The organism is Streptomyces sp. NPDC018031, assembly GCF_044327625.1.
Lineage (GTDB): Bacteria > Actinomycetota > Actinomycetes > Streptomycetales > Streptomycetaceae > Streptomyces.
The window spans coordinates 394,521-420,230 of record NZ_JBIRFT010000005.1 but is presented as its reverse complement, the minus strand read 5'-3'; the positions used below and the strand labels follow the sequence as shown (position 1 = coordinate 420,230).

26 protein-coding genes are annotated in these 25,710 nt (G+C 73.9%); 16 read left to right on the top strand and 10 right to left on the bottom strand.

Annotation, left to right across the window (positions count from 1 at the left end; all coding sequences use genetic code 11):
- The first annotated feature begins 6 nt into the window (after positions 1-6).
- The 4 genes from ACH4B3_RS16335 to ACH4B3_RS16320 are packed head-to-tail and all read left to right on the top strand — an operon-like array spanning position 7 to position 3,909.
- Positions 7-951, top strand: a complete 945-nt coding sequence (locus tag ACH4B3_RS16335; protein ID WP_398463502.1) for an ABC transporter permease — start codon at positions 7-9, stop codon at positions 949-951.
- Complete coding sequence (locus ACH4B3_RS16330; protein WP_398463501.1) at positions 948-1,934, top strand: ABC transporter permease; 987 nt, start codon at positions 948-950, stop codon at positions 1,932-1,934. The genes ACH4B3_RS16335 and ACH4B3_RS16330 overlap by 4 nt, the downstream gene beginning before the upstream one ends.
- The gene (locus ACH4B3_RS16325) at positions 1,934-2,938 is read left to right on the top strand and encodes an ABC transporter ATP-binding protein (RefSeq protein ID WP_398463500.1); all 1,005 of its coding nucleotides are present in this window, start codon (positions 1,934-1,936) and stop codon (positions 2,936-2,938) included. Before ACH4B3_RS16330 ends, ACH4B3_RS16325 begins: the two co-directional genes overlap by 1 nt.
- A complete protein-coding gene (locus tag ACH4B3_RS16320) occupies positions 2,935-3,909 on the top strand; it encodes an ABC transporter ATP-binding protein (protein WP_398463499.1) in 975 nt (324 codons plus the stop codon). Before ACH4B3_RS16325 ends, ACH4B3_RS16320 begins: the two co-directional genes overlap by 4 nt.
- A 37-nt stretch (positions 3,910-3,946) precedes the next feature.
- On the opposite strand, the gene ACH4B3_RS16315 is transcribed toward ACH4B3_RS16320, so the two are convergent.
- Positions 3,947-4,687, bottom strand: a complete 741-nt coding sequence (locus tag ACH4B3_RS16315) for a YitT family protein (RefSeq protein WP_398463498.1) — start codon at positions 4,685-4,687, stop codon at positions 3,947-3,949.
- Between the two features lie 115 nt (positions 4,688-4,802).
- On the opposite strand from ACH4B3_RS16315, the gene ACH4B3_RS16310 reads away from it, so the two are divergent.
- Positions 4,803-6,287 (top strand): PLP-dependent aminotransferase family protein, encoded by a 1,485-nt coding sequence (locus ACH4B3_RS16310; RefSeq protein ID WP_398463497.1) that lies wholly within the window; start codon positions 4,803-4,805, stop codon positions 6,285-6,287.
- A 96-nt stretch (positions 6,288-6,383) separates the two neighbouring features.
- Here the strand turns inward: ACH4B3_RS16310 and ACH4B3_RS16305 are convergent, their stop codons facing one another.
- A complete protein-coding gene (locus tag ACH4B3_RS16305; protein WP_398463548.1) occupies positions 6,384-6,458 on the bottom strand; it encodes a 50S ribosomal protein bL37 in 75 nt (24 codons plus the stop codon).
- 318 nt (positions 6,459-6,776) lie between these two features.
- Here ACH4B3_RS16305 and ACH4B3_RS16300 point away from each other — a divergent pair, with 318 nt between their 5' ends.
- Together ACH4B3_RS16300 and ACH4B3_RS16295 are read left to right on the top strand one after the other, a co-directional pair.
- Complete coding sequence (locus ACH4B3_RS16300) at positions 6,777-7,205, top strand: cold-shock protein (protein ID WP_398463496.1); 429 nt, start codon at positions 6,777-6,779, stop codon at positions 7,203-7,205.
- A 112-nt stretch (positions 7,206-7,317) separates the two neighbouring features.
- Positions 7,318-7,737 carry a GNAT family N-acetyltransferase gene (locus ACH4B3_RS16295; RefSeq protein WP_398463495.1) on the top strand — a complete coding sequence of 140 codons (420 nt, stop codon included), beginning with the start codon at positions 7,318-7,320 and terminating at the stop codon, positions 7,735-7,737.
- Positions 7,738-7,854: 117 nt separating this feature from the next.
- Here the strand turns inward: ACH4B3_RS16295 and eno are convergent, their stop codons facing one another.
- Positions 7,855-9,162, bottom strand: coding sequence for a phosphopyruvate hydratase (eno, locus tag ACH4B3_RS16290; protein WP_398463494.1), 1,308 nt, complete (start codon positions 9,160-9,162; stop codon positions 7,855-7,857).
- 163 nt (positions 9,163-9,325) lie between these two features.
- Here eno and ACH4B3_RS16285 point away from each other — a divergent pair, with 163 nt between their 5' ends.
- Positions 9,326-9,748, top strand: a complete 423-nt coding sequence (locus tag ACH4B3_RS16285; protein ID WP_398463493.1) for a MarR family winged helix-turn-helix transcriptional regulator — start codon at positions 9,326-9,328, stop codon at positions 9,746-9,748.
- A gap of 371 nt (positions 9,749-10,119) precedes the next feature.
- On the opposite strand, the gene sigJ is transcribed toward ACH4B3_RS16285, so the two are convergent.
- Positions 10,120-11,067 carry an RNA polymerase sigma factor SigJ gene (sigJ, locus tag ACH4B3_RS16280; protein ID WP_398463492.1) on the bottom strand — a complete coding sequence of 316 codons (948 nt, stop codon included), beginning with the start codon at positions 11,065-11,067 and terminating at the stop codon, positions 10,120-10,122.
- A gap of 169 nt (positions 11,068-11,236) precedes the next feature.
- Here sigJ and ACH4B3_RS16275 point away from each other — a divergent pair, with 169 nt between their 5' ends.
- Positions 11,237-12,226: an NAD(P)H-dependent oxidoreductase gene (locus ACH4B3_RS16275; RefSeq protein ID WP_398463491.1), complete on the top strand. Its 990-nt coding sequence runs from the start codon at positions 11,237-11,239 to the stop codon at positions 12,224-12,226.
- Positions 12,227-12,398: 172 nt separating this feature from the next.
- Here ACH4B3_RS16275 and ACH4B3_RS16270 read toward each other — a convergent pair whose 3' ends face one another.
- The 3 genes from ACH4B3_RS16270 to ACH4B3_RS16260 form a co-directional block, all read right to left on the bottom strand.
- Positions 12,399-13,376 carry an ArsR family transcriptional regulator gene (locus tag ACH4B3_RS16270; protein WP_398463490.1) on the bottom strand — a complete coding sequence of 326 codons (978 nt, stop codon included), beginning with the start codon at positions 13,374-13,376 and terminating at the stop codon, positions 12,399-12,401.
- A 113-nt stretch (positions 13,377-13,489) separates the two neighbouring features.
- On the bottom strand, positions 13,490-13,801 hold the full coding sequence (locus ACH4B3_RS16265) for an EthD family reductase (RefSeq protein ID WP_398463489.1): 312 nt from the start codon (positions 13,799-13,801) through the stop codon (positions 13,490-13,492).
- Entirely contained in the window at positions 13,794-13,997 is a 204-nt protein-coding gene (locus ACH4B3_RS16260) for a hypothetical protein (RefSeq protein ID WP_398463488.1), read from the bottom strand. Before ACH4B3_RS16260 ends, ACH4B3_RS16265 begins: the two co-directional genes overlap by 8 nt.
- Positions 13,998-14,136: 139 nt before the next feature.
- Here ACH4B3_RS16260 and ACH4B3_RS16255 point away from each other — a divergent pair, with 139 nt between their 5' ends.
- From ACH4B3_RS16255 to ACH4B3_RS16245, 3 genes are all read left to right on the top strand, one after another.
- On the top strand, positions 14,137-14,433 hold the full coding sequence (locus tag ACH4B3_RS16255) for a winged helix-turn-helix transcriptional regulator (protein WP_398463547.1): 297 nt from the start codon (positions 14,137-14,139) through the stop codon (positions 14,431-14,433).
- Positions 14,434-14,689: 256 nt separating this feature from the next.
- Positions 14,690-15,937: an MFS transporter gene (locus tag ACH4B3_RS16250; protein ID WP_398463487.1), complete on the top strand. Its 1,248-nt coding sequence runs from the start codon at positions 14,690-14,692 to the stop codon at positions 15,935-15,937.
- A gap of 84 nt (positions 15,938-16,021) precedes the next feature.
- Positions 16,022-17,314 (top strand): GNAT family N-acetyltransferase, encoded by a 1,293-nt coding sequence (locus ACH4B3_RS16245; RefSeq protein ID WP_398463486.1) that lies wholly within the window; start codon positions 16,022-16,024, stop codon positions 17,312-17,314.
- Between the two features lie 269 nt (positions 17,315-17,583).
- Here ACH4B3_RS16245 and ACH4B3_RS16240 read toward each other — a convergent pair whose 3' ends face one another.
- The 3 genes from ACH4B3_RS16240 to ACH4B3_RS16230 form a co-directional block, all read right to left on the bottom strand.
- Positions 17,584-18,246, bottom strand: a complete 663-nt coding sequence (locus ACH4B3_RS16240; protein ID WP_398463485.1) for an HD domain-containing protein — start codon at positions 18,244-18,246, stop codon at positions 17,584-17,586.
- A 540-nt stretch (positions 18,247-18,786) separates the two neighbouring features.
- On the bottom strand, positions 18,787-19,734 hold the full coding sequence (locus ACH4B3_RS16235) for a GlxA family transcriptional regulator (protein ID WP_398463484.1): 948 nt from the start codon (positions 19,732-19,734) through the stop codon (positions 18,787-18,789).
- A gap of 162 nt (positions 19,735-19,896) precedes the next feature.
- On the bottom strand, positions 19,897-20,628 hold the full coding sequence (locus ACH4B3_RS16230) for a hypothetical protein (RefSeq protein ID WP_398463483.1): 732 nt from the start codon (positions 20,626-20,628) through the stop codon (positions 19,897-19,899).
- A gap of 424 nt (positions 20,629-21,052) precedes the next feature.
- Between ACH4B3_RS16230 and ACH4B3_RS16225 the strand changes: the two genes are divergently transcribed.
- From ACH4B3_RS16225 to ACH4B3_RS16210, 4 genes are all read left to right on the top strand, one after another.
- Complete coding sequence (locus ACH4B3_RS16225; protein ID WP_398463482.1) at positions 21,053-21,880, top strand: alpha/beta fold hydrolase; 828 nt, start codon at positions 21,053-21,055, stop codon at positions 21,878-21,880.
- Positions 21,881-21,955: 75 nt separating this feature from the next.
- Positions 21,956-22,600, top strand: coding sequence for a TetR/AcrR family transcriptional regulator (locus ACH4B3_RS16220; RefSeq protein ID WP_398463481.1), 645 nt, complete (start codon positions 21,956-21,958; stop codon positions 22,598-22,600).
- Positions 22,601-22,617: 17 nt separating this feature from the next.
- A complete protein-coding gene (locus tag ACH4B3_RS16215) occupies positions 22,618-23,220 on the top strand; it encodes a DUF2867 domain-containing protein (protein ID WP_398463480.1) in 603 nt (200 codons plus the stop codon).
- Between the two features lie 467 nt (positions 23,221-23,687).
- Positions 23,688-25,664 carry a protein kinase gene (locus ACH4B3_RS16210; RefSeq protein WP_398463479.1) on the top strand — a complete coding sequence of 659 codons (1,977 nt, stop codon included), beginning with the start codon at positions 23,688-23,690 and terminating at the stop codon, positions 25,662-25,664.
- Positions 25,665-25,710: the final 46 nt, after the last annotated feature.

The window sequence follows — 25,710 nt, the reverse complement described above, 5'->3', positions numbered from 1 at the left end:
GCCACCATGGCCACCACCGCCACCACCCCGCCCCCGACCACGGCGGCCGCACCCGGCAACGGCCCCTGGGCTCTGGCCCGCAGGGAGCTGCGCCGGCGCGCCTCGGTGCGGATCTCCCTCGTCGTGATCGCGCTCTTCGCGGTCATGGCGCTGGCCGCCCCGCTGCTCAGCGCCCTGGGCGGCTGGTCACCCGAGGAGTTCGACAAGAGCGCCGTCGATCCGTACCTCGGCGGGCAGCCCATCGGCCCGCTCGGCGGGATCTCCACCGAGCACTGGCTCGGCGTGGAACCCGTCACCGGCCGCGACCTGTTCGCCCGGGTCGTGCACGGCGCCCGGGTCTCACTGCTCATCGCCTTCGCCGCCACCGCCATCGTGGTGATCGCCGGTACCGCGGCGGGCGTCGCGGCCGGCTACTTCGGCGGGCGCACCGACACCGTGCTCTCCCGGCTGATGGACCTCACCATGTCCTTCCCGTCCCTGATCTTCATGATCGCCATGATGTCGGTGGCCCGGGACGTCAACCGGATCCTGCTGATGGTCGCCGTCATCGGCCTGTTCGGCTGGCCCGGCATCGCCCGTGTGGTGCGCGGCCAGACCCTCTCCCTCAAGCACCGCGAGTACGTCGACGCCGCCCGGGTCGGCGGCTCGGGACCCTGGCGGATCCTCACCCGGGACATCCTGCCGGGTGTCGCCGGCCCGGTCATCGCCTACACCACGCTCATCATCCCGGGGATGATCGCCACCGAGGCGGCCCTGAGCTACCTGGGCGTCGGTGTCCGCCCGCCCACCCCGTCCTGGGGCCAGATGATCGCCGAGAGCGTCGCCTTCTACGACACCGATCCCATGTACTTCGTCATCCCCAGCACCTGCCTCTTCCTCACCGTGCTCGCCTTCACGCTGCTCGGCGACGCGCTGCGGGACGTCCTGGACCCGAGGGGTAGCCGCACATGATCCTCTACATCGGCCGCCGGCTGCTGGGCGTCGTCGGTGTCCTGATCGCCGTCGCCGCCGTGACCTTCACCATCTTCTACGTCCTGCCGTCCGATCCGGCGGCCGCGGCCTGCGGCAAGTCGTGCAGCGCCGAGCGGCTGGCGGCGGTCCGGGCCCACCTGGGCCTGGACCAGCCGCTGTGGCGGCAGTTCGCGGACTTCGTCACCGGCATCTTCACCGGCCGCACCATGGGCAGCGGCCGGTACGCGCTGCACTGCGACTTCCCGTGCCTGGGCTACAGCTACGAGAACAGCGAACCGGTGTGGGACCTGCTCATGGACCGCCTCCCGGTCTCCGCCTCGCTCGCCTTCGGCGCCGCGGTGATCTGGCTCGCCCTCGGCCTGACCGCCGGGGTCGCCGCGGCCCTGCGCAAGGGCACGCTCACCGACCGGGCCCTGATGGTCGGCGCGGTGGCCGCCGCCTCGCTGCCGGTCTACTTCACCTCGATGATGCTCATCTACGGGGTGATCCGGGTGGCGGGCCTGCTGCCCTACCCCAGTTACGTGCCGTTCGGCGACGACCCGCTGGACTGGGCGTCGAACCTGCTGCTGCCCTGGCTGGCGCTGGCCGTGCTGTACGCGGCCATGTACGCGCGGCAGAGCCGCAGTTCGATGATCGAGACGATGGCGGAGCCGTACATCCGCACCGCCCGCGCCAAGGGCCTGCCGCGCCGCACCGTGGTCGTCAAGCACGGCCTGCGGGCGGGCATGACGCCGATCCTCACCATCTTCGGCATGGACCTGGGCGGGCTGCTCGCGGGCGCGGTGATCACCGAGTCCATCTTCGGGCTCCCCGGGGTCGGGCGGCTCTTCCACGGCGCCCTCTCCACCGGGGACCAACCGGTCATCCTCGGCGTCACCCTGCTGGCCGCCACCTTCATCGTGATCGCCAACCTGGCCGTCGACCTGCTGTACGCCGTCGTCGACCCCCGAGTGAGGTACTGATGGCCGACTCCGCGCCACTGCTGTCCGTGCGGGACCTCAGCGTCACCTTCCGCACCGCACACGGCCCGGTCCGGGCCGTCGACTCCCTCGGCTTCGACGTCCGCCCCGGGCGGACGCTCGGCATCGTCGGGGAGTCCGGATCCGGCAAGTCCGTCACCTCGATGGCGGTGATGGGCCTGCACACCGATGCCGAGATCGGCGGCTCCGTCACCCTCGGCGGACAGGAACTGATCGGCCTGCCGGAGCGCCGGCTCAACCGGCTGCGGGGCCGCAAGATGGCCATGATCTTCCAGGACCCGCTCTCCAGCCTGCACCCCTACTACACGGTGGGCGAACAGATAGCCGAGCACCACCGGGTCCACTTCCGCTCCGGCCGCAGGGCCGCCCGGGCGCGGGCGGTCGAGGCGCTCGCCGAGGTCGGCATCCCCGAACCGCGGCGCCGGGCGGGCGAGTACCCGCACCAGTTCTCCGGCGGCATGCGGCAGCGCGTGATGATCGCCATGGCCCTGGCCTGCGAGCCGGAGCTGCTGATCGCCGACGAACCGACCACGGCGCTGGACGTCACCGTCCAGGCCCAGATCCTGGAACTGCTCGCCCGGCTCCAGCAGGACCGGGGCCTGGCCGTCGTGATGATCACCCACGATCTGGGGGTGGTGGCCCGGGTCGCCCACGAGGTGCTGGTGATGTACGGCGGCCGGGCCGCCGAACAGGCCCCGGTGGAGCGGTTGTTCGCCACTCCGGCGCACCCCTACACCCGGGGCCTGCTGGACTCCCTCCCCCGGCTGGACGACCGGGACGACGAACCGCTGCGGGCCATCCCCGGCAGCCCGCCGTCGCTGCTCACCCCCGCGCCCGGCTGCGCGTTCGCACCGCGCTGCCCGCGGCCGGCCACCGCCTCCGCGGCGGAGCGGTCCCGCTGCTCCACCGAACGCCCGGCGTTCGGCGGCCCGGGCGGCCACTCGGTCGCCTGCCACCTTCCCCTGCACGAAGGCGTCGTCTCATGACCATCACCCCACCGCTGCTCTCGGTACGGAACGTGACGATGGCCTTTCCCGGCAAACGGGCCCGTTCGGCGCCGGTCCGCGCCGTCGACGGCGTCAGCTTCGACGTCGCCGCCGGGGAGACGCTGGGCCTGGTCGGGGAGTCCGGCTGCGGCAAGTCCACCACCGGCCGCCTGATCGTCCGCCTCCTGGAACCCACCACCGGCTCCCTCCACTACGACGGCCGGGACATCAGCCACCTGTCCCAGCGTGCGATGAAGCCCCTGCGCAGGGATCTGCAGATGGTCTTCCAGGACCCCCACTCCTCCCTCAACCCGCGCCAGACGGTGGCCCGAGTCATCTCCGACCCGCTGCTGGTGCAGGGTGCCTCGGCGGCCGAGGCGCGCAAACGCGCGGTGGAGCTGATGGAACTGGTCGGGCTGATCCCCGAGCACGTCGACCGCTATCCGCACGAGTTCTCCGGCGGGCAGGCGCAGCGCATCGGCATCGCCCGCGCGCTGGCCACCGGCCCCCGGCTGGTGGTGGCCGACGAGCCGGTCTCGGCCCTCGACGTCTCGGTACAGGCCCAGATCGTCAACCTGATGGAACGGCTGCAGCGGGAACTCGGTCTCGCCTACCTCTTCATCGCCCACGACCTGTCGGTGGTCAAGCGGGTGTGCGACCGGGTCGCCGTGATGTACCTCGGCCGCATCGTCGAGATCGGCGGGAAGGAACGGGTGTACTCCGCGCCCGCCCACCCGTACACCCGGGCGCTGCTGTCGGCCGTGCCGTTGCCGGACCCGGTGGCCGAGCGGGCCCGGGAGCGGATCACCCTGCTCGGCGATCCGCCGAGCCCGGCCGCTCCCCCGCCCGGCTGCACCTTCCATCCGCGCTGCCCCAAGGCCCGGGAGGTATGCCGGTCCGAGGCGCCGCCGCTGCGGATCACCGGGCCGTCCGAAGGGCGGCAGGTGGCCTGCCACTTCCCGGAGGCGTGACCGGGCCGGGGCGGGTCCGCGCTCCCGGGGCGGCGGTTCACGGCGCGTCCGGGCGGCGGGCCGGCGGGCGTTCGGCGGCGCCGCGGTAGGCGAACCGGGGCAGGAAGAACTGGGCGACCGGGCCCACCCCGAGCGCGTACAGCACGGTGCCGACGCCCGCCGTCCCGCCGATCAGGCACCCCAGGACGAGCACGGAGACCATCAGGGTGCGGACCAGCCGGATGGAGCGCCCGGTCAGGGCGGCGGCACCGGTCATCAGCCCGTCCCGGGGGCCGGGCCCCAGCCGCGCACCGACGTAGACCGCGACGGCCAGGCCGTTGAGGAGGATCCCGCCGACGAGCAGACCCGCCCGGGCGGGAAGCCCGAGGTCCGCCGGCACCACCAGCAGGCCGAGGTCGGACGAGCACGCCAGGACGACGATGTTCGCCCCGGTGCCGAACGTCGGCCGCTGCCGGAGGGGGATCCACAGCAGCAGCACCAGCACCCCCACGGCCGCACCGACCGTGCCGAAGCTCAGCGAGGTGTGGCGCACCAGGCCCTCGTACAGCACGCTCCACGGGCTCACCCCCAGCGAGGCCCGGAGCATGACCGCGAGGCTGAACCCGAAGAGGGCGAGGCCGAGGAAGAGCTGCGGGAGCCGGCGCAGCGGGCGTTCGGCGAGGCGGACGTATCCGAGCGGGAGCGGCGGCGGCCGCTCGTCGGTGACCGGCGGCGCCGCCGGGACCGTCCTACGGAGCCCGGCTCCGCCCTGGTAGCCGTCGCCGGTCTGCCGCTCCATACCGCTCCTTCGTCGTGGGGTCCTCGTGGCGGCCGCCGTCCGACCAGGCCGCCGGAGCGAGTCTGTAGAGTGATTGGCCTGGAAGACATGGCCAATCTCGAAGGAATGGTCGGTTATGGCGGAGCGGACCCCCCATCGGCCCCCGGCCGGGGCGGCACACGGCGACCGGGCGCTGGGCAGCCGGCAGCTCGCCGGCATGCTGCCCGACCCGGCAGGCGCCCGGCCCGCCTATCGCCATCTGGCCCGGGCGATCGGTGAGCTGATCCTCGACGGGCGGATCGCGCTGCACGTCCGGCTGCCCGCCGAACGGGAACTGGCCGCAGCGCTGGACACCAGCAGGGCCACCGTGACCGCCGTGTACGACCTGCTGCGCGAGCGCGGGTTCGCGCACAGCCGTCAGGGCTCGGGCACCTGGACGGACCTGCCGGAAGGCCGGAGGCCCAGGGGCGTCACCCGGCTCCTGGGTCCGGAGGACTCCGCGATCGACCTGGCCCGGGCCGCCCCGCAGCTGCCCGGGCAGCTGCTCACCGACGCCCTCGCCCGCATCACCCCGCTGCTCGCGGAACACGCCGGCACGGCGGGCTACCACCCCTACGGGCTGCCGGAACTGCGCGCCGCCGTCGCCGAGCGGTTCACCCGGCGCGGGCTGGCCACCGTGCCCGAGCAGATCCTGGTGACCTCCGGCGCCCAGCACGCGCTCACCCTGGTCCTCGGACTGCTGTGCCGGCCCGGCGACCGGGCCGTGGTCGAGAGCCCGTCCTACCCCAACGCCCTGGAGGCCATGCGCCGCGCCCGGTTGCGCACCGAGTCGGTGCCGGTGACCGACACCGGGTGGGACATCGGCGTCGCGGAGTCGACCCTGCGCCAGGTGGTGCCCCGGCTCACCTATCTGATCCCCGACTTCCACAATCCGACCGGCCACCTCATGCCGGCCGCGGAGCGGGCCCGGCTGCTGCGCGCGGCGGCCCGCTCCGGCGGCTGGCTGGTGATCGACGAGACGCTGGCCGAACTCGCCCTCGACGTCCCGCCGGAGCCGCCCTTCGCCGCCACGGCCGCCGGCGGAGCGGGCCAGGTCATCACCATCGGCTCGATGAGCAAGACGCACTGGGCGGGGTTGCGCATCGGCTGGCTGCGGGCCCCCGCGCGGCTCGTCACCGAACTCGCCGGGCAGCGGGTGGCCACCGACATGGGCGGCTCGGTCCTGGACCAGCTGCTGGCCCTGACGTTGCTGGACCGGTCCGCGGAACTGCTCACCACGCGGCTGGAGCAGCTGCGCACCCAGCGCGCGGCCCTGGCCGGCGCCCTGGCCGAGTATCTTCCGCGGTGGACCTGGCGGCTGCCGCCGGGCGGTCTGTCGATCTGGGCCGACCTGGGAGAACCCGTCAGTTCGGCACTGGCCGACCAGGCCCTGGAGTACGGGGTGCGGATCGAGGGCGGCGGCTACTTCGCCGCCGACCCGGGCCTCTTCGAACAGCGCCTGCGCATCCCCTACACGGCGCCTCCCGACACCCTGCGCGAGGCCGTCCGGCGGATGGCCACCGCCCTCGCGGAGGGCGCCGCGGCGTCGTCCGCCGCCCGGCGCTCGCACTGGGTCGCCTGAGCCGGGCCGCGGCCGGCGGTCCGGCGCACTCCCGCCGGACCCTCCGCACGGAGCCCGCGCTGGCGGGGCCGGCCGCGGGGGCCGCAGACGCGCCCGTCAGGCGTTGGGGCGCTTGCCGTGGTTGGCCGCCTTCTTCTTCCGGGCGCGCCGCTTGTTGCCTCGTGTGGACATGGCACACATCTCCTAGCGGAGCGGACTTTCCGCCCTGCCGTCAGTCTAGTTTCGCCGCGCCGGGCCCGCATCGGTCCGCCCGGGCCCGTACCTGGGTGCAGCGCACCGGGGCGCGCCGCACCGGGGCGCCGGGCGCGCGATGAGCCCGCCCCGCCGGCGCCCGCCCCGGCACCTCCCGGCGTCCCGGCCGGGTTCGCCGTACCCCCGGTGGCGAACAGTGGCTGCTTGTATCCTGAGGCCCGGCGTTCGCGCCGAGCAGCCGTGCTGATGCGGTGGTTCGAGGTTGGTCTGGGGTTGAGTGGGGTGCCTGGTATGGCGATGGGGAAGGTTGTCCGGTTCGACGAGGTCCGTGGTTACGGCTTCATCACACCCGACAACGGCACAGAAGACGTCTTCATGCACGTGAACGATCTACTGGACGACAAGTACCTGTTCCGTCCGGGTCTGCGGGTCACCTTCGAGGTCGAAGAGGGGGAACGCGGTCCCAAGGCCTCGGACGTCCGCATCGTGGAGCAGAGTGGCACCGTCCCGCCGGCGCGGACCGTGCCCGCACTGGGCACCGCGCCGTCGCAGCCGGCCGGCGGCGCCGACGACTCGGTGTGCGACCTGCTGTCGGTCGGCGAGTTCCAGCACGAACTGACCGAGGCACTCCTCAGGGCGGTCCCCTCGCTGACCGCCGCTCAGGTCCTGCAGGTGCGGAGCACCGTCAGCGAACTGGCCCGCACCCACCGGTGGATCGACCTCTGACCGTTCCGGTCACCGGCGTGTACCGGGCCACCGCGCCCGTCCGCGAGGCGCGGCCGAGCGGTGGTCCGGCCGCCCGGGCCGGGGGCTCCGGACGCCCCTACGATACGGGCCCATGAGGATCACGTACGAGTGGCGCGGGGACTTCGACAACACGGCCCTCAACTCCCTCCACGCGGAGGCGTTCGAGCACGCTCCGCTGCCCATCGACTGGCGGACGCAGGTGCAGCGGCACAGCCTCGGCTGGGTCTGCGCCCGCGAGGACGGCAGGCTCGTGGGGTTCGTCAACGTCGCCTGGGACGGCGGGGTGCACGCCTTCATCCTGGACACCATGGTCGCCGGGGACCTGCGCGGGACCGGTGTCGGGACCGAGCTGGTGGCCGTCGCGGCGCGGCACGCCCGCGCGGCCGACTGCGAGTGGCTCCACGTGGACTTCGACGAGCACCTGCGCCCCTTCTACTTCGAGGCCTGCGGCTTCCAGCCGACCGACGCCGGGCTCATCGCCCTGCCCCGGCCGGACGGCCGCCCGGAGTGAGGCACGCCCCGGCCGCCCCGGCCGCCCCGGCGCCCCGGCGGTCGGGCCGGCCCGGCCGCCGGGATCCGGCCGGACCGGGCCGGTGCGGCCCCGGGCGACGGTCTCGCCACCCGCTGGTCACGCCCGGCGCAGTGCGGAGCGGCCCGCGAAGCGCGCCGCGTCGCCCAACTCCTCCTCGATGCGGATCAGTTGGTTGTACTTCGCGGTGCGGTCGGAGCGGGAGAGCGAGCCGGTCTTGATCTGACCGCAGCCGGTCGCCACCGCCAGATCCGCGATGGTGGTGTCCTCCGTCTCGCCCGAGCGGTGCGACATGACGGCCGTCCAGCCCGCCTGGTGGGCCGTGTCCACCGCGGCCAGCGCCTCGGTCAGGGTCCCGATCTGATTGACCTTGACCAGGACCGAGTTGCCGACGCCGGTGCGGATGCCCTCGCGCAGCAGCGTCTCGTTGGTGCAGAACACGTCGTCGCCGGTGAGCTGGCAGCGGTCGCCGACGCGGGCGGTCAGCTCGCGCCAGCCGTCCAGGTCGTTCTCCGCCATCGGGTCCTCGATGGAGACGACCGGATAGGCGTCGATGAGCCTGGCCAGGTGGTCGGCGTGCTCGGAGGGAGTGCGGCGCACTCCCTCGCCCGCGTAGTCGTACACTCCGTCGCGGAAGAACTCCGACGACGCCGGGTCCATGACCAGGCCGATGTCCGTGCCGGGGCGGTAGCCGGTGCGCTCGATGGCGGCCATCACGAAGTCGAGCGCCTCCTCGGCGGTACGCAGCGCGGGCGCGAAACCGCCCTCGTCACCGACGCCCGTGGAGTGCCCGGCGGCCAGCAGATCGCGGCGCAGGGTGTGGAAGACCTCGCTGCCCATCCGGACGGCTTCGGCGAAGGTGTCCGCGCCCACCGGCGCGATCATGAACTCCTGGAAGTCCAGCGGATTGTCGGCGTGGGCGCCGCCGTTGACGATGTTCATCATCGGCAGCGGCAGGAGGTGGGCGTCGGCGCCGCCGAGGTAGCGGTAGAGGGGCCGGCGGTGGGCGGCCGCGGCGGCCTTGGCGGTGGCGAGGGAGACGCCGAGTATCGCGTTGGCACCGAGCCGGGACTTCGTGGCGGTGCCGTCGAGAGCGACCAGCGCCGTGTCGAGACCCGCCTGGTCCGCGGCGTCCCGGCCGCGCACCGACGCCGCGATCTCCCCGTTGACGTGGGCCACCGCGCGGTCGACGCCCTTGCCGTGCCAGCGCGCGGGGTCTTCGTCGCGCAGTTCCACGGCCTCCCGGGCACCGGTGGAGGCGCCGGAGGGGACAGCCGCACGCCCCAGGGAGCCGTCCGCCAGGACGACGTCGACCTCGACCGTGGGGTTGCCCCGGCTGTCGATGATCCGGCGGGCGGTGACGGTCTCGATGGTGGTGGAGGCGGTTCCGGCTGCCGTTGCGGACATGGGCGTTCCTTCCCGTGGTGGTGTACCGCGGCCCCGGCTGCGACAACGCCGGCGCCGAGCCCGACGACGGCAAACCCTACAGCAATGCTGCGCAGTTTGGCTGTACAGCATTGCTGCGCAGGTCAGCTGCACAGCAATGCTGCCCAATGGGGTAAAGTGCCGTATGCCCACCTCGGAAGCCGCCGCCATCGCCGCCGAACTGCGCACCGCGATGGGCAAGCTCATCCGACGCGTCAAGAACGAGGACCGCATCCCGCTGGGCCAGGCCGCCGTGCTCGGCGCACTCGACCGCAACGGCGCCATGACCACCAGCGACCTCGCCGCCGATCAGCGCGTACGCCCCCAGTCGATGGCGCGGGCGGTGGGACTGCTCATGGAACAGGGCCTGATCACACGCCGGGCACACCCCACGGACGGCCGCAAGTCGCTGGTCGAGCTGTCGGACGCGGGCCGGGACGCGCTCGAAGCGGAGCGCGGCCGCAGGGCCGGCTGGCTCGCGCAGGCCATCGAGGCCGAACTCAGCGATGAGGAGCGGGCGCTGCTGGCCCGGAGCACCGCCCTGCTGGAGCGGCTCGCCGCACGCTAGTGACCTGAGTCGGAGATGCGTCATCGGCCTGGTGTGAGTCGTCCTGGACCGAGGATCCCGCCGGTCGTGTCGTCCGATGCCGAGCGGGCGGTGTCGCCGTCGTGGGTGCGTCGTCGTTCGAGTGCCCGGTCATTGGCACCGCGGTCACGGATCGTCCTGGAGAGCGCGGACGGACGTTCCTCGACGACGTCCTCGGTCTCCCCTGCCTGGTTGCGCCAGGGGCGCGGACGGACCCGGGACGCATCATGCTTGGGCGTCACCCGCCCGCCACCAGACCGGCCCGCTCCCCCGGCGAGGTGCGAGGTGGACAGCCCCCGGCGCGAGCACCTGCGGCGGCTCGCGCCGGGCAGGCGATCACCGACCCCGAGGGGTCAGCCCGCCCTCCACGGGCGGAGCTTGTCGGGGTTGCGTACCGCCCAGATCTGGGTGATCCGGTCGTCCGCTACGTTGAACGCGTAGACCGCCACGGTGACGCCTTCGTGCTCGATCACCAGCCCGGCCTGGCCGTTGACCATGCGCTCCAGGACCGTCAGGGCGCCGGCCGCCCGGACCGCGAGGCCGGTGAGGTAGCGCGCGATCCCTTCGCCGCCCTCGATCGGGTGGACGGCGGCGGCGACCACGCCGCCGCCGTCCGCCGTGAACGTGGCGCCGGGGGCGAGAAGGCCGACGAGGGCGTTGATGTCCTGGGCGTCCCACGCCTGCTTGAACTGCCTGACGAGGCGCTCCTGGTGGGCTGTCGGGTTCTCAGGGGGCAGGGAGGCGCGGACGCGGCGCCGGGCGGAGGAGGCCAGTTCGCGGCATGCCGCCGGCGTGCGGCCGGTGATCCCGGCGATCTCGCCGAAGGGGTAGCCGAAGACGTCGTGGAGGATGAGCGCGACGCGCTGGGCCGGGGTCATGGATTCGAGGACGACGAGGAGCGCCATGCTCACCGACTCGTCGAGTGTGACCCGGTCGGCCGGATCCGCGGGGTCGTTCGCGGCGGTGCCCGACCGACCGCTGATCCAGTCGGCCCGCTCGGGCAGCGGCTCGGGGATCCATTCGCCCACGTAGCGCTCGCGCCGTACCCGCGCCGAGCCGAGGAGGTCCAGGCACACGCGGGTGGCCACCGTCGCCAGCCAGGCGCCGGGGGTCTCGATGGCCTCTTGCTGCTGCCGGGACATGGCGTACCAGCGGGTGTAGGTCTCCTGGACCGCGTCCTCGGCCTCGGCCAGGGAGCCGAGGAGCCGGTAGGCGAGACCGATCAGCCGCCGCCGCTCGCTGATGATCGTGTCCAAGCCGGCGTCGGGCTCGTCGCGTCGTGGCTGCGCGTGGTCGGTCATGGTCCCGGTGGCTCCCTGGTCTCGGATCGTCCCTCGCCGGTCCGACGAGACAGCAGGTCCGATTGTCAGGCCCGCGGCTCTCCCTGACATTCCGCGGGGCGGTGTCGTCGTACCTCTCGGAGACGGAATCGGCCCGGCGGACCCGGGCCGCACACCTCAGGAGACAGCGATGACCAGGATCGGCATACTCATCGGCAGCACCCGCCCCGGCCGCAGGGGCGACCAGGTCGCCCGGTGGGTGCACGAGCGGGCGACCCGCCGCGGCGACGCGGAATTCGAGGTGATCGACCTGCTCGACCACCCCCTGCCGCATCTGGACGAACCGCTGCCCGCGCTCACCGGTCGGTACCAGCATGGGCACACCCAGGCATGGGCGGACACCATCTCCGGCTTCGACGGATTCGTCATGGTCACCCCCGAGTACAACGCCTCCATCCCCGGCGTGCTCAAGAACGCGATCGACTACCTGCACGCGGAGTGGACCCACAAGGCCGTGGGGATGGTCTCCTACGGTGCTCGCGGCGGCACCCATGCGGCCCGGCAGCTGCGTGCACTGTGTGAGCTCCTTCAGATGGCCGCGGTGACCCCGCAGCTCGCGCTGTCCCTGCACACCGACTTCGAGGCCCACTCGGTGCTCAAGCCGGGTGCCCACCACATCGGCGCCCTGGACACCCTGCTGGACGAAGTCGTCGCCCGGAGCGTGGCAGCACGGACAACCCCGCCTGCCCCGCGTGAGACGGACGAAGCCGCGATCCGCCGCCGCATCGACGGGATCACCGACGCGATCCGGGCCAAGGACCTGGAGGGCCTGCGGCGGCTCTACGCGACGGACGTGGTGTCCTTCGACATCGATCCGCCGCTCCAGCACCTGGGGGTCGACGCGAAACTCAAGAACTGGGCGAACGTCTTCACGATCTTCCAGGAAGTGACCTACGAGGTGCGCGACCTGATGCCCACGGTCGGCGAAGACCTGGCGTTCGCACACGGCTTCGGTCGCCTCAGCGGCACGCTGCCCGACGGGACGGCGGGGGGTGGCATGTGGGTCCGGGCCACCTTCTGCTTCCGGAAGATCGACGGTGAATGGCTGATCGCGCATGACCAGGTCTCCGTGCCCCTGGACATCCGGGACGGCAAGGGGGTCGTCGACCTCGAACCGTGATGTGAGCGCGCACCCGCCCTGCCCACCGGAGCGGGCAGGGCAGGTGCGCGGCTCCGGTGGAGTCTGCGGGGCGGTCGTGGCCGGCCGGGCACCGCCCTCGTCCGGATCGATGGCGATCGCCTCGGCGGTGATCCGCCGGCCGGCCTCCACGGCCGCGGACGGATCGCGGCTCTCAGCGGCCGGCCAGTTCGTCGCCGAGTGGTGTGCGCCGGTACAGCACGGTGCGGCCGCTGCGGGTGCGGGCCACCAGGCCGGTCCGCCGCAGCACCGCCAGGTGTCCGCCGACCCCGCCCAGGGTCATGGCGAGCTGGGCGACGAGGTGGCTGGTGCTGGCCGGGGTGTCGAGGGCCCGCAGGACCGCGGCGCGGCCCCGGCCGATGAGCGCGGCGAGGTCCCCGTCGGAGTCCGGAGCGCCCGGCTCCCAGAGCGCCGCGGCCCCGTGGGCGGGGTAGCCGATGCCGAACCCGCGCGGCGGGTCCGGGTGCACGCCGTCGGTGCCGAAGGCGTTGGGGACCAGGACGAGACCGGCGCCGCCGAGGTGGTACGTGCCGCCGTCGGTACCGCCGATGACGATGCGTTTGCCGCCGCCGGGCAGCCGGTACAGCGACAGGTCGATGTCGAGCCCGGTCATGACCTGGTGCCAGCCGTGCACGGACAGCCGCCCGGCGCGCTGCACGATGTCCCGTTCGAGCAGGGCGCGCAACCGGGTCCAGTCCGCGGCGAGCAGCTCCGTCCACACCGCGGTGAGGGCGTCCGCCACGCGGTGCGGGGCGTCCGGGCCGTCGAGCGGTCCGGGCACCGGGCGCCCCGCGCGGGCGCCGGAGAGCTCGGCACGGGCCCGCTCGGGCGGCGTCGCCCGGACCGCCGCCACCTCCTGCTCGAAGGTGGTGTCCACGCCCTCGGGCGGGAGCCGGTAGAAGTCGGGGAGGCGGTCCGCGCCGCGGTGCAAGGCGGCCAGCGCGCGCAGCGCCGGGTCGGCGGCGCACAGTTCCGCGAACCGCGGCCGGACCCGCGCCGTCCACGGCGTACGGCCGGGCCGCGTCCCGCGCCCGCCCGCGAGCAGCGTGACCGCGCCGACGGTCTGCGCCAGGGGGGACAGGCCGAACCGTGTCCTGGCCAGGTCCTCGGCGGTGCACTCCAGTACAGTCACGTCGCTCCCGGTGTGGTGTCGCGCGGTGGTGGGCTGTGACCCGGACATGGCCCGACCGGGCCGTGGGATGGTTTGCGGCCGGCCGAACGCGTCCCGGAGCGTATCGTCCTGCCTCAGCCGGTTCCGTCCCGCACCGGGTAGTGGATGACGACCAAACCGCCCGTGGCGTAGTTGACGACATCGGCGGCCACCCGCCGGCCATGCGGCGACGCCAGCGCCGCGGCCATGGCGGCGGCGTCGGCGAAGTCGGCTTCGAAGACCGCGAAATACGGCGCTTCTCCCTCGGTCGCCCCCACGTCGAAGCTGTAGCGCCACGCAAGCGGGCCGGGCCAGTTCCTGACCAGCGGAAGGTGGTTGTTCACGTAGTAGTCGCGGAAGTGATCAGGGTCGGCGGGCTCGGAATACAGGACCAACGACCTATGCATGACGACCTCCGTCCAGGGACGTCGGCCGGCTGCCCGACTCGTGGCGACCCCACCCGTGCACGGCGCCGGCCATGGGGAGGTTTCCGGCGAACATGCGGAACAGCCCGATCGGCGGGGCGTCCCCGGGCACCATGCGCGCGAGCAGTGCGCCGGCCTGGTCGGTGCGCTGCGGTCCCAGCAGGGCTATCCGCGACATCGGCTCTCCCGTCGAGCTCGTTTCGAAATCAGAAACACCGAGGGGATGCCAGTGTTTCGAATAAAGAAACGCAAGGAGGATCATGCCGACGCCGCGCCCAGGAACACCGGTTCGTGGATCGACGACCGGCCGTCCCATCATGGCCGCGATGGACCTGTTCGGCCGTCGGTGGGCGCTGCGAATTCTCTGGGAGCTGCGCGCGGGTCCGCTCGGTGCCCGCGCGCTGCTGGCACGGTGCGAAGGGCTGTCGTCCAGCGTCCTCTACCAGCGGCTCCGCGAACTCGCATCGAGCGGGATCATCGCGCACTCGGCCGATGGCTACGAGCTGACTCGGCTGGGGACAGCACTCCGTGACGCCCTTCGTCCGCTCGACGATTGGGCGATCGTCTGGGCGCAGGAGCAAGGTCACGACGATCAGGAGCCCACGGAGACGTGAAGCTCACGCCCGACCAGGCGGAGCGGTGATGTGACGGCCGCCGACTCGGGACACGGGCCCACGCGGCCTGCGAGAAACCCGCTGGCGAAAGTGCGACCACGTCGGCGACTTCACCGGCTTCGCGTGAAGGTGGCGCCCCCTCACGCCGCCAAGATCACTCCATGGCCCGTTTGGAGCGTATCCGGGTCACCCCCCGTGGTTTCGCGCAGCAACGAAACAATGGGCACGGTCCGGCGCTCCGGACACGCTCTACGGCATGCGCACGTACCGCGAGTTGTTCTCCCTGCGCGAATTCCGCGCCCTGTTCCTCGGCACCACCCTGTCCGTCGCGAGCTCCACGATGGGGACGCTGGGTCTGTCCGGCCTGGTCTACGCCCACACCGGCTCCCCGTTCCTGTCCTCGGTGGCCTTCCTCGCGGGGTTCCTGCCGTACCTGGCCGGTGCGATGACGCTGGGCGCGCTCACCGACCGGGTACCGCCCCGGCTGCTGCTGGCGGGCTGGCCCGTGGTGCGGGCGGTGGCCTGCGGTGTGCTGGCGTCGGGAGCGCTGTCGGTGCCCGCGGCGCTCGCCCTGGTCATGGTGCTCGGCTACCTGGAGTCGGTGCCGAAGGCGGTCGCCCTCTCGCTGGTCGTGGACCTGCTGCCGGGCGGCGGCTATGTGCTGGGCCGCTCCACGCTCAACCTCGCGGTCGGCGCGATGCAGGTCGCGGGCTTCGGCGGGGGCGGTCTGCTGATGGGGCTGGTCGGCCCGTACGCGGCCCTGTGGGCCGCCGCGGGCGCGCAGCTGGCGGTGGCCGCGGTGTACCGGGTGGGGTTGCGGGCCCGGCCCCCGCGGGCGGCCGGCGAACTGCGGTTCGCCGAGGCGGTCTCGGACACCTGGCGCGGCAACAAGGCGCTGTTCGAGCGGCGGGAGGTGCGGGGGCTGCTGTTCCTGCAGTGGGTGCCCAACGGCCTGATCGTGGGCGCCGAGGCGCTGTACGTCCCGTACGCGGGTGACGCGGCGGGGGCGCTGTTCGCCTGCAGCGCGGCGGGGATGTTCGCCGGGGACCTGGTCGTCGGCCGCTGGACCGACCCGGCCCGGCGGCTGCGGCTGGCGGTGCCGCTGTATACGCTGCTCGCGCTGCCGTTCCTCGCCTTCGCCCTGCGCCCCGGCCCGGTGCTCGGGTGCGTGCTGGTCGGCGTCGCCTGTTTCGGTTTCGCCGGCCACCTGGGCACCCAGGAGCGGTATCTGGACGCCGTGCCGGACCACTTGCGCGGTCAGGCGATGGGGCTGGCGAGCGCCGGCATGCAGACCCACCAGGCACTGGCCGCGACCCTCACCGGGGCGGTGGCCGAGTTCCTGCCGGTACCGGTGACGATGGCGCTGGCGGGGGCGGCGTCCCTGGCGGTCAGCGGCTGCCTGCGGCCGCACCTCACCGGGCGGCCGGCGGCCCGCCCCGCGGCCGCGGGTCCGGCCGGGGGGCCGGCGGCCGGGCGGCCGGACCGCTCGGGCCACCCGGGGTGACCGCGCCCGCCGGACGGCGGCGGACGCGGGACGGGGCCCGGAAGCGGGACGACGACGAGGGTGGACACACCGGTGGACGCTCCGATGGACACACCGATGAACGAGGAGACGACTGTGGCGGACCACGGGGCGGAAACGACCCGCACTCCGATCGTGCGGGAGATCGACGAGACGGAGCTGGCGGACTGGGCCCGCGCCTACAACAGCGGCAACTTCCTGCCGCAGCGGCCGGGCGCCGCGGACCGGCACCGGCAGGTCTTCGAGCCGGGCCGCTGGCTGGCCGCCTACGAGGGGCCGCGGTGTGTGGCGACGCTGCGCGGTCTGGCCCTGGACGTGAGCGTGCCCGGCGGCGCCGCGCTCCCCGCCGCCGGGGTGAGCAGCCTCTCGGTGGTCCCCACGCACCGCCGGCGCGGCCTGATGAAGGCGCTGATGACGCACGCCCTGCGGGCGGCGGCGGCGCGCGGCGAGGCCGCGGCGGTGCTGCACTCGGCCGAGTACCCGGTGTACGGGCGGTACGGGTTCGCGCCGGTCACCCGGCACGGCGGCTTCGCCGTCGACGTCACCGCCGCCCGGGGGCTGCGCCCGGGCCCGGTCGGCACCGGAGAGCTCCGGCACGCCTCGATGGAGGACATCCGACGGTGGGGCCCCGCGCTCTTCGACCGTGCCCGCCGGACGCGCCCGGGTGCGGTCAGCCGCTCGGACCGGCACTGGCTGCGGCGCACCGGCGGGACCGCTCCCGCGGAGGCGGACCGGGTCGAGCCCACCGCCGTCGTGCACCACGACGCCGACGGGCGGCCGAGCGGCCTGCTGCTGTACCGGGTGGACGGGAAGTGGACCGACGGGGTGCCGGACAGCACACTGACCGTCAGCGACCTGATCGCCACCACGCCCGAGGCGCTGCGTGCCCTGTGGGGGCATCTGCTCGCGCTGGACTGGATCCGGCGGATCGAGGTACCGGACGCCGCCCCCGACGACCCGCTGCCCCTGCTGCTGGTCAACGCCCGCGCGGTACGTCCGCTGCCCGGCCCCGCCGACTGCCTGTGGCTGCGTCTGCTGGACCTCCCCGCGGCGCTCGCGGCCCGGACCTACCCGGCCGCCGGCGCCCTGGTCCTCCAGGTCGCCGACGAGGGCGGGTACGTCGGCGGGCGCTGGCGGCTGGACGCCGCCGCCGACGGCTCGGGCCGCGCCGCCCCCACCGACGACCCCGCCGACCTGGCACTGGACGCCGCCGCCCTCGCCGCGCTGTACCTGGGCGGCGAATCCGCCTCCCGGCTGGCGGCGGCGGGGCTGGTGGCGGAGTTGCGGCCCGGAGCGCTGCGCACGGCGGACACGCTCTTCCCGGTCCCCGTCGCGCCGTGGTGCCCGGACCACTTCTGAGCCGGCCCCGCGGCCCCGGGGCGGGGCGACGGCCGCCCCGGGGGCCGGGGCGACGGGGCAGCGGGTCGGCGGGTCGGCGGGGAGACCGTCGGCGAGTCGGCGGGGCGACGGGTCGGCCGTGGGAAGGCGTCGACCACGCCCGGCGGCCCGCCCCGGCCCGGTCCGCCGGTGGTTTCCGGCGCCGGCTCGGGAGCGGGGTGCCGGGCTCGGGATCGGGTGCCGGTGCCGGGCTCGGGAGCGGGGTGCCGGGCTCGGGATCGGGTGCCGGCTCAGGAGCGGGGGCCGCCGTCGTCCTGCCAGTCGGCGGCGACGGTCAGCTCCTCCCAGGTCGGGAAGGCGTGCCCGGTGTACTGCCGGTGGAGTTCGCGGGGCAGGCTGAACATCGGGGCCTTGGCCGGGTCGGCCAGCGTCTGCGCCACGATCTCGTCCCGCAGCGCGCGGGCGACGCGCAGCCGGGGAAGGGCGGTGTGGACCCGCTCGACGTACTCGGCGGGGAGGGGTTCCGGGCCACCGGTGAGGTCGAACCTGGCGCCGGCGGACACCAGGGCGATCTCGGGCCGTTTGCGTCCCGCGATGCCGTCGCTGGTGTGCAGGGCGATGGCGTCCCAGACGACCTCCACCTCGGCGGCCGGAAGCCCCTGCGCGGTGAGGAAGCCGGCGGCGAGGTCGGCCCCGTCGACCTCGAAGCGCTGCTGTCCGTTGCCCTTGTCGCTCAGCCCCACGTCGTGCAGGACGCAGCCGAGGAAGAGCAGCTGGTCGTCGTAGTCGTGACCGGCACGCAGGCCGCGCCGCTCGCCGAGCCGGTGGCCGTAGAGGTAGGTGCGGACGCTGTGGTGGAAGACGGTCGTGGATTCCAGGTGCTCCGCGAAGTCCAGTGCGGCCGACGCCACCAGGGTGCGCGGGAGGGGCAGATCGAGCCGGTCGAGGTCCATCGGTCGTCCTTCTTTCCTCGGGGTGATGGTGCGGCGGGCTCCCGCCGGGGCGCGTGCTGCCCGGCCGGTCGTGCGGGCGGTGCGGTTTGTGCGGGGTCGTGCCGGGCGGGCCCGGCGGGGCGGACCGGTGGGCGGGGCGCGCCGGACGGGACCTGCGGCGGATGCCGCCCCGGCCCGGGTACCGGTCTCACCGGCCCGGATCGCGCACCCGGCTCGCCGGACGGTGTCCTGGCGTTCGCCCTCCGGCGCTTCCTCGGCGAGGAGGCCGGCCGCCGGCCGGCAGTGGCGCCCGACCAGCCACCTGGCCTCCGCGCAGGGGTGCTCCTGAGTGGTTCGGCGAAGCGGTTCGCCGCTCAGTCTGTCCGCGCCGCCGAACACCCGACAGTGGCGCTACTGCCCATGATCCGTAAGATACGGCCAGCCGCTCCGGCGGCGGCGTGCGGTGGCCGGCGGATGTCTGCACCGCCCCCGCCGGTGGGCGTTCCGCGGGGCCGGTGTGCCACGGCGGCGGTGTGCGGCGCGGCCGGCGGGCGCCGGGGGTCAGACCCGGAAGCTCGCGCGGTAGGACTTCGGGGTGGTGCCGACGTCCCGGGAGAAGTGGTGCCGCAGGGTCTCCACGGAGCCGAACCCCGTGGCCTCCGCGATCCGGCCCATCGGGAGGTCCGTGGTCTCCAGCAACTCCCGCACCCGTTGCAGGCGGTGGCCGAGCAGCCAGCGCAGCGGGGTGGTGCCGGTCTGCGCGCGGAAGTGCCGGGACAGGCTGCGGGTGCTGAGCCGCGCGTGGGCGGCCATGTCGGCGACGGACAGCGGCCGGTGGAGGTTCTCGCGCATCCATTGCAGGGTGGCGCCGAGGTCCTCCGGATCCGCGCCGGGATCGGGGTGCGTCATGAACTGCGCCTGGCCGCCGGTCCGCTGGGGCGCCATCACGATCATGCGCGCGACGTCGGCCGCGGCTGCCGCACCGTGGTCCCGGCGGACCATGTGCAGACACAGGTCGAGCCCGGCCGCGATCCCGGCCGAGGTCAGGATCTCGCCCTCGTCGACGAAGAGCACGGCGGGGTCCACCTCGACGTCCGGGAAGCCGTCGGCCAGCAGACCGGCGAACCGCCAGTGGGTGGTGGCCCGGCGGCCGTCCAGCAGTCCGGCGTGGGCCAGGGCGAACGCGCCGGTGCAGATCGACGCGGTGCGCGCCCCGCCGGCGGCCAGGTCCCGCAGCAGCCGGAGCGTCCCGGGAGGCGGCACCCGGTCCACCGGGCCGCCGGGGACGATCACCGTGTCGGCGGCGCGTGCGTCGTCCAGCCCGTACCGGGCGGAGATGCGGAAGGGTTCCAGTTCACCCGCGGTCGCGGTGACCGGGCGTTCGGCGCACACCCGCACGTCGTAGGCGGGCGTGCCGTCGGGAAGCCGGGCGAGCGCGAACACCTGGCAGGGGATGCTCAGATCGAAGGCTGACACACCGTCGGAGGCGAGCACGGCGATCACATGCATGCGGCGTCACCTTACGGCACGCCCGCCGGCCGGCCGGACCGGGGCGGCCGGCACACGGCGCCGGTGCGCTGCCCGCACGCCGGTGCCGGCCCGGGCCGGCACCGCGGGCCGCCGGTCCGCGCGCCACCCGCGGCCGCCCGCACCGGCCGGGCTCGCCCGCGGTCATGCGCCGCCGAGGTCCGCCGCGGGCTCGACGACCCGGTCGGCCGGCGGCGGGGTGGCCTTCACCGGCTCGTTGTAGTCGGTGAAGTTCAGGTCTCCCTTGGCCGCGCCCTTGCCCTGGGTGATCTTCACGATGTACGGCCTGCCGTGTGCGGCGACGTACACGGTCGTCCGCTCGTCGTCCGTCCTCCGCTGCAGCGCCAGTACCTCCTTGCCGTCCACGGTGACCGTCTCGCCCTTGGACATCCCCTTCGGGTGCGCGCCGCCGCCGTCGGCCGCGGTGAGAAAGCCGCGCTTGTCGCACACCCCGGAGATGGGCGCCTGCCCGGCCGGTGTCCTCACCCACCGGCCGGCCAGCCGGTCCGCCGAGCCCGCCGCCTCGCGTCCACCGGCAGCATTGGCCCAGAACTTGTCGTTGCCCCTGATGTACGCGGTGTGTCCGGTGCGGATGATGTCCGCCCGGCCGCCCTCGCCGGTCATCCGGCCGACGCAGTTCCCGCGCGCGTCCACCCGGATGTCGACGCCGATCGCGGACCCTTCGCGCCGTACCGCCCCCGTCACGCGCACCGAACCGGCGTCCCGGGTCGCCCGGACGGCCTCGGCGGCGATCCGGTCCGCGCTCTTGCCGCGGAAGCGTTTCCCGGGCGGTTCGCTGTCGGCACATCCCGCCACGCTCAGCACCGCACACGCGCACACCAGCGTCGACGCCTGGATCGCCGGCCTCCTCCGCATCCGCACTCATCCCCTTCGGCGGCCACCGGATGGCCGTTTCGCCCCGATTGCCCATCAGATCACCCTGTGTGAGGCGATTACCCCCAAGGAGCGGATTCTCACGTGGGCGCAGGGAATCACCCATCGTCTGCCGCGGCACCCCGCCGGGCCGGAGGCGTATCCCGGCAGGGCCGGCCAGCGCCCACCGGAAGCGGCCGGCGATGCCGGACCCGGACCGGGAACCGGCGCGCGGGCAGCACGCGGGCGCCGCGCGCCGGCACGGCCTGCAGGGAGCGCCTCACCGGAGTGACGCAGCAGACATTGACCTGTCGTTAACACCCAGTACATATTTCGGAACGCCGGTCGGCAATGCCGACCAGTGTTCGTCACTCGATGCCGCGCGCCGACGCGCCGGGTCGTCTCGTCCACCCTGGGGGGAACCGCCATGCGCCTTCGCCTGATCACCCGACTGCTGCTGACCGCCGCCGCCACCGCGGCCCTCACCCTCGCCGGGCCCGCCGCCCCGGCCTCCGCCTCCGGCCTGGACGCTCCGCCGGCCGGCGCCAACGACTGGTCCTGCAAGCCCGATCGGGACCACCCGGAGCCGGTCGTCCTGGTCAACGGCACCTTCAAACTGATGCGGGAGAACTGGGCGGTGCTCTCACCGGTGCTCAAGAGATCGGGCTACTGCGTCTTCGCCTTCAACTACGGGCACGCGGCCACCCGCCCGATCGCCGACTCGGCCGCCGAGCTCCGGGACTTCGTCGCCGCCGTCCGGGCCGCCACCGGCGCCGCGAAAGTGGACATCGTCGGCCACAGCCAGGGCGGCATGATGCCCCGCTACTACGTGAAGTTCCTGGGCGGCGCGGCACAGGTCGACGACCTGGTGGGCATCGTGCCCTCCAACCACGGGACGGCCAACCCCCTCGCGCTCGCCGCCGGCGTACTGCTCTGCCCCTCCTGCCTGGACCAGCGCACCGGCTCGGACCTGCTGAGCCGGCTGAACGCCGGCCCGGAGGCCCCCGCGGGGCCGGACTACACGGTGATCACCACCCGCTACGACGAGGTGGTCATCCCGTACACGAGCGCGTTCCTGAGCGGCCCTGCCGACCGCGTCACCAACGCGGTGCTCCAGGACCGCTGCCCGCTGGACCTCTTCATGCACGACCAGGCCACCAAGGACCCGAACGTCGCGCAGTGGGTCCTCGACGCGCTCGGCCGCCAGGGTCCGGCCGACCCCGGCTTCCAGCCGCGCTGCCTCTCCCTGGGCTGACTCTTCGACGGGGGGCGTCGCGCGCGGGACGCCCACGAGGGAGTAACATACAAACGTGTATGTAGGAGCTACCCCATGACCCGTGCGGGCGGGACGGGACCCGCGACCACGCGCCGCCCAACCCAGGCCGACCGAAGCGCGTACACCCGGAACGCGCTGCTGGAGTCGGCCGCCCGGGGCCTGTCCCGCTACGGCTACGGCCGCCTGCGGCTCGAAGAGGTGGCGCGCGAGGCCGGGTACACCCGCGGCGCGCTGTACCACCAGTTCAAGGACAAGCAGGACCTGGCGCTCGCGGTGATCGCATGGATCGGCGAGACCTGGACGCAGGAGGTGGGCAGCCTCATCGAGCGGGAGTCGGAGCCCGTGGCGGCGCTGCTCACGCTGGCGCGCGGACACGCCGTCTACTGCCGGCGCGACGTGGCACGCGTGGTGACCGCACTGCGACTCGAGTTCAACGGCCAGGACCATCCCGTCGGACGCGAGGTCGAACGCACTTACCAAGAGTTCGTCACCGACTGCATGGACCTCATCAGCGCCGGACGCGAGGCGGGGTCGATCCCGCCCGGCCCGCCGGTCAGAACTCTCGCACTCGCTTTCGTCGGCGCACTGGACGGAACGGTGATCGCCCTCGCCGGGCAGGCTCCTCATGACGAACTGCTCGCCGCCCGCGCCGTCGCGGGCGTCCTCGGACTCGACTCCCTTGCCGTGACACACCACTGAACACACGGAGGTCCACGATGAAGCTCCCGAACAGCGCGCACACCTCACGGCCCTGGCTGATCCACAAGATCGCACCCGACTTCCACCTCTACGACGTGTGGGCGCTGCCGACCCCCGGCGGGCCTGACGACTTCCACAAGCTGGTGCGTCAGACCTCCGGCGGGGACACGTCGACCAGCCCGTCCTGGGCCGCCCGGATGCTCTTCGAGATCCGCTGGAAGCTCGGGAAGGTGTTCGGCTGGGACGAGAAGAAGACCGGGGTCGGCCGCCGGGTCTCGACGCTGCGCGACCGGCTCCCGGCCGAACTGCGGGACGGCCCGTACGGGCCGGAGTTCCCCCGGCTCCCCTTCAACTCGGTGTACCTCACCGAGAACGACTGGGCGTCCGAGATGGCCAACCGCACCGTGCACGCGGTGATGCACCTGTCCTGGGTGGAGGACGGGAAGGGCGGGTACCGCGGTCAGATGGCGGTGCTGGTGAAGCCCAACGGCATCTTCGGGAAGGCCTACATGGCGGCGATCTCGCCCTTCCGGCACCTGATCGTCTACCCGCCGCTGATGAAGGACTTCGAGCGGACCTGGCAGGCCGAGCTGGCCCGGGAGAAGAAGTCCGCGGCCTAGGTTCCTCCTCCTCGGTCAGTGCCGCGTCCGGATTCCGGATGGGGACGACGGCGAGGTGGGCGCGGCCCGGTCAGGCGGCGGCTTCGCCGGTTCGCCTGACCGGGCCGCGCCGCGCCGGCGCCCGAGGGGTGGCGCGTCGTGCGAGGTGGCGCCCGCGTGCGTCCTCCCGGCCCGCGGGTGCCCGCTCCCGGACGGTGAGCGGGCACCCGTCTTTCCCGGCCCCCGGGCGAGCGGATCCGCCCGGTCGTTCACGGCGTCCTGACGTACGAAGTCGACCGCGGCGCCGACGGGCCGGCGCGCCGAGGGGGAACCGCGGCCGTCCCGGCCGTTTCGATCCGGAGCCGCAACCGCGGCGGGCCCGATTGTCGTGTCACCTACAGGTGATGCACACTCAGGTCACCGCACGGGCGGCCGGGTTGGCGGCCCGGCGCCGGTGGCGCGGGGCACGGCCGAGGGAGGCGACGGGGATGGCCGGTGTAGGCGTCAGGCCGCTCGGCGAGGACGACCCGAAGCGGCTCGGGCCCTACCGGCTGCTGTGGCGGCTCACCACGGGCGGCATGGGACGCATCTACCTGGCGCGGTCCCGTGCGGACGGCCCGCTCGTCGCGGTCAAGACGCTGCTGGCGGAAGGCGTCGTCAGCGAGCCGGACCGGAAGCGGTTCGCCCGCGAGGTGGAACTAGCCCGGCGGGTCGACAGCACCTGCACCGCCCGGGTGCTCGACGCCGACGCGCGGGCCCGGCGGCCCTGGATGGCCATCGAGTACGTGGCGGCCCCCTCCCTCGGAGATCTGGTCCGCGAGGCCGGACCCCTGCCGCCGGCAGCACTGCCCTGGGTCGCCGCGGGCGCCGTGCAGGCCCTGCTCGCCCTGCACGACAAGGGCGTGGTGCACCGGGACGTGAAACCGCAGAACATCCTGCTGCCGCAGACCGGACCGCTGCTCATCGACTTCGGCGTCTCGCACGCCATCGACCGGACGACCACCTCGCTGACGCTGGGCACCATCGACTACACCTCCCCCGAGCAGGCGCTCGGCGAGCGCTCCACCGCCAAGTCCGACGTGTTCTCGCTGGGCGCGACGCTGTTCCAGCTCGCCGTGGGCCGCGCGCCCTATCCGGAGACCGACGACGGCCCGCTGCAGCGACTGGCCCGGGTCCAGAACGGCAGGCTCGACCTCGCCGGGCTGCCACCGGAGCTGGACCCGCTGATCCGCCCGTGCCTGGCCGTCGAACCCGACCGCCGGCCCGCACCGGCGGACCTGCTGCTGCTCTTCCTGGAGGCGGCCGACCGGATGGCCGGGCGGCGGCCCGACGGGCACCGGCTGCCGGTCCGGTGGACCGCGCTGATCGGCGCCTACGAGGCGCACGGGCGGGCGCTCAGCACCGACCTGGGTGCCGCCGCGGCCATGGCAGACGAGCGCACCCGTCCGGTGCCACCGCCGCCGCCCACCCTCGTCGACACCCGGGAGCGGGCGGCCCGCCGGGAGCGCGAGCAGCAGGCGCTGGCGGCCCGGGAACAGCGCGAACGCGAGCTGCGCGAGCTGGCGGACGCCGCCAGGCGCGCCCGGGAACGGGCGGCGGACGAGCACCGGAGCGGCACCCCGGGCAGCGCGGGGACCGGCTCGCGGGGCCAGGGGCCGGCGTCGGGTGTGCTGCTGCTCGTGCTGCTCGTGGCCGCCCTGGTGGTCTGGCGGCCCTGGGACGCCGACGACGGGTCGAAGTCACCGGACGGCGCGGCCCACGGTTCGTCGACGAGCGCCTCCCCGGCCGGCCAGGACGCCACTCCCCCGGCCACCGGCCCGGAATCCGGCCGGCTCACCGGGGAGGCGGAGACCGACACCCCGGACCCGGACGGCGGCTCGGGCGACGACGCCTCCGGCGGGTACGACGAACCCGAGCCGGAGACCTCGTCGCCCGAGCCCGAGCGCGACCCCACCGAGGAGGCGTTCCAGGCCGTGTCGGTCGGTGACTGCCTGCCCGTCTTCGACACCGGCCGCGGCGGCGGCAGCATCGACTGGAGTGCCGCCGTCCCGCCGAAGCCGGTGTCCTGCGGCGGTGAGTGGGCGGGCCTGGTCCGCGTGACCGGAACGACGGGGAGCAGCTGCCCCGGCGGGACGGGACAGGCGTCGTGGACCTACAGCTCCTCCGTCTCGGGCGAGACCACGAGGCTGTGCCTCACCCGTGTCTACCGCAAGCACTACTGCATGCTGGGCAAGCAGTCCGGGGACCGGATCGCGATCGGTCCGATGACGGCCGTGGACTGCCGGGCGACGCAGGTCCCCGCCGCCTACAACCAGATCATGCACATCACCGGCGTCTACCAGGCCCCGCCGGGCGCCGGCGCCGGGAACTGCGTGCAAGGACCGAACGACCGTACGCGGTACTGGGCGTGGCTGGTGGACGACGGCGGGACACTGCTGTGCACGACGGTCTTCCAGGGCGGCTGAGGTGACCGGGGGTTGACCGCAGGGTCGCCGGGGGCGCTTCCGGCCC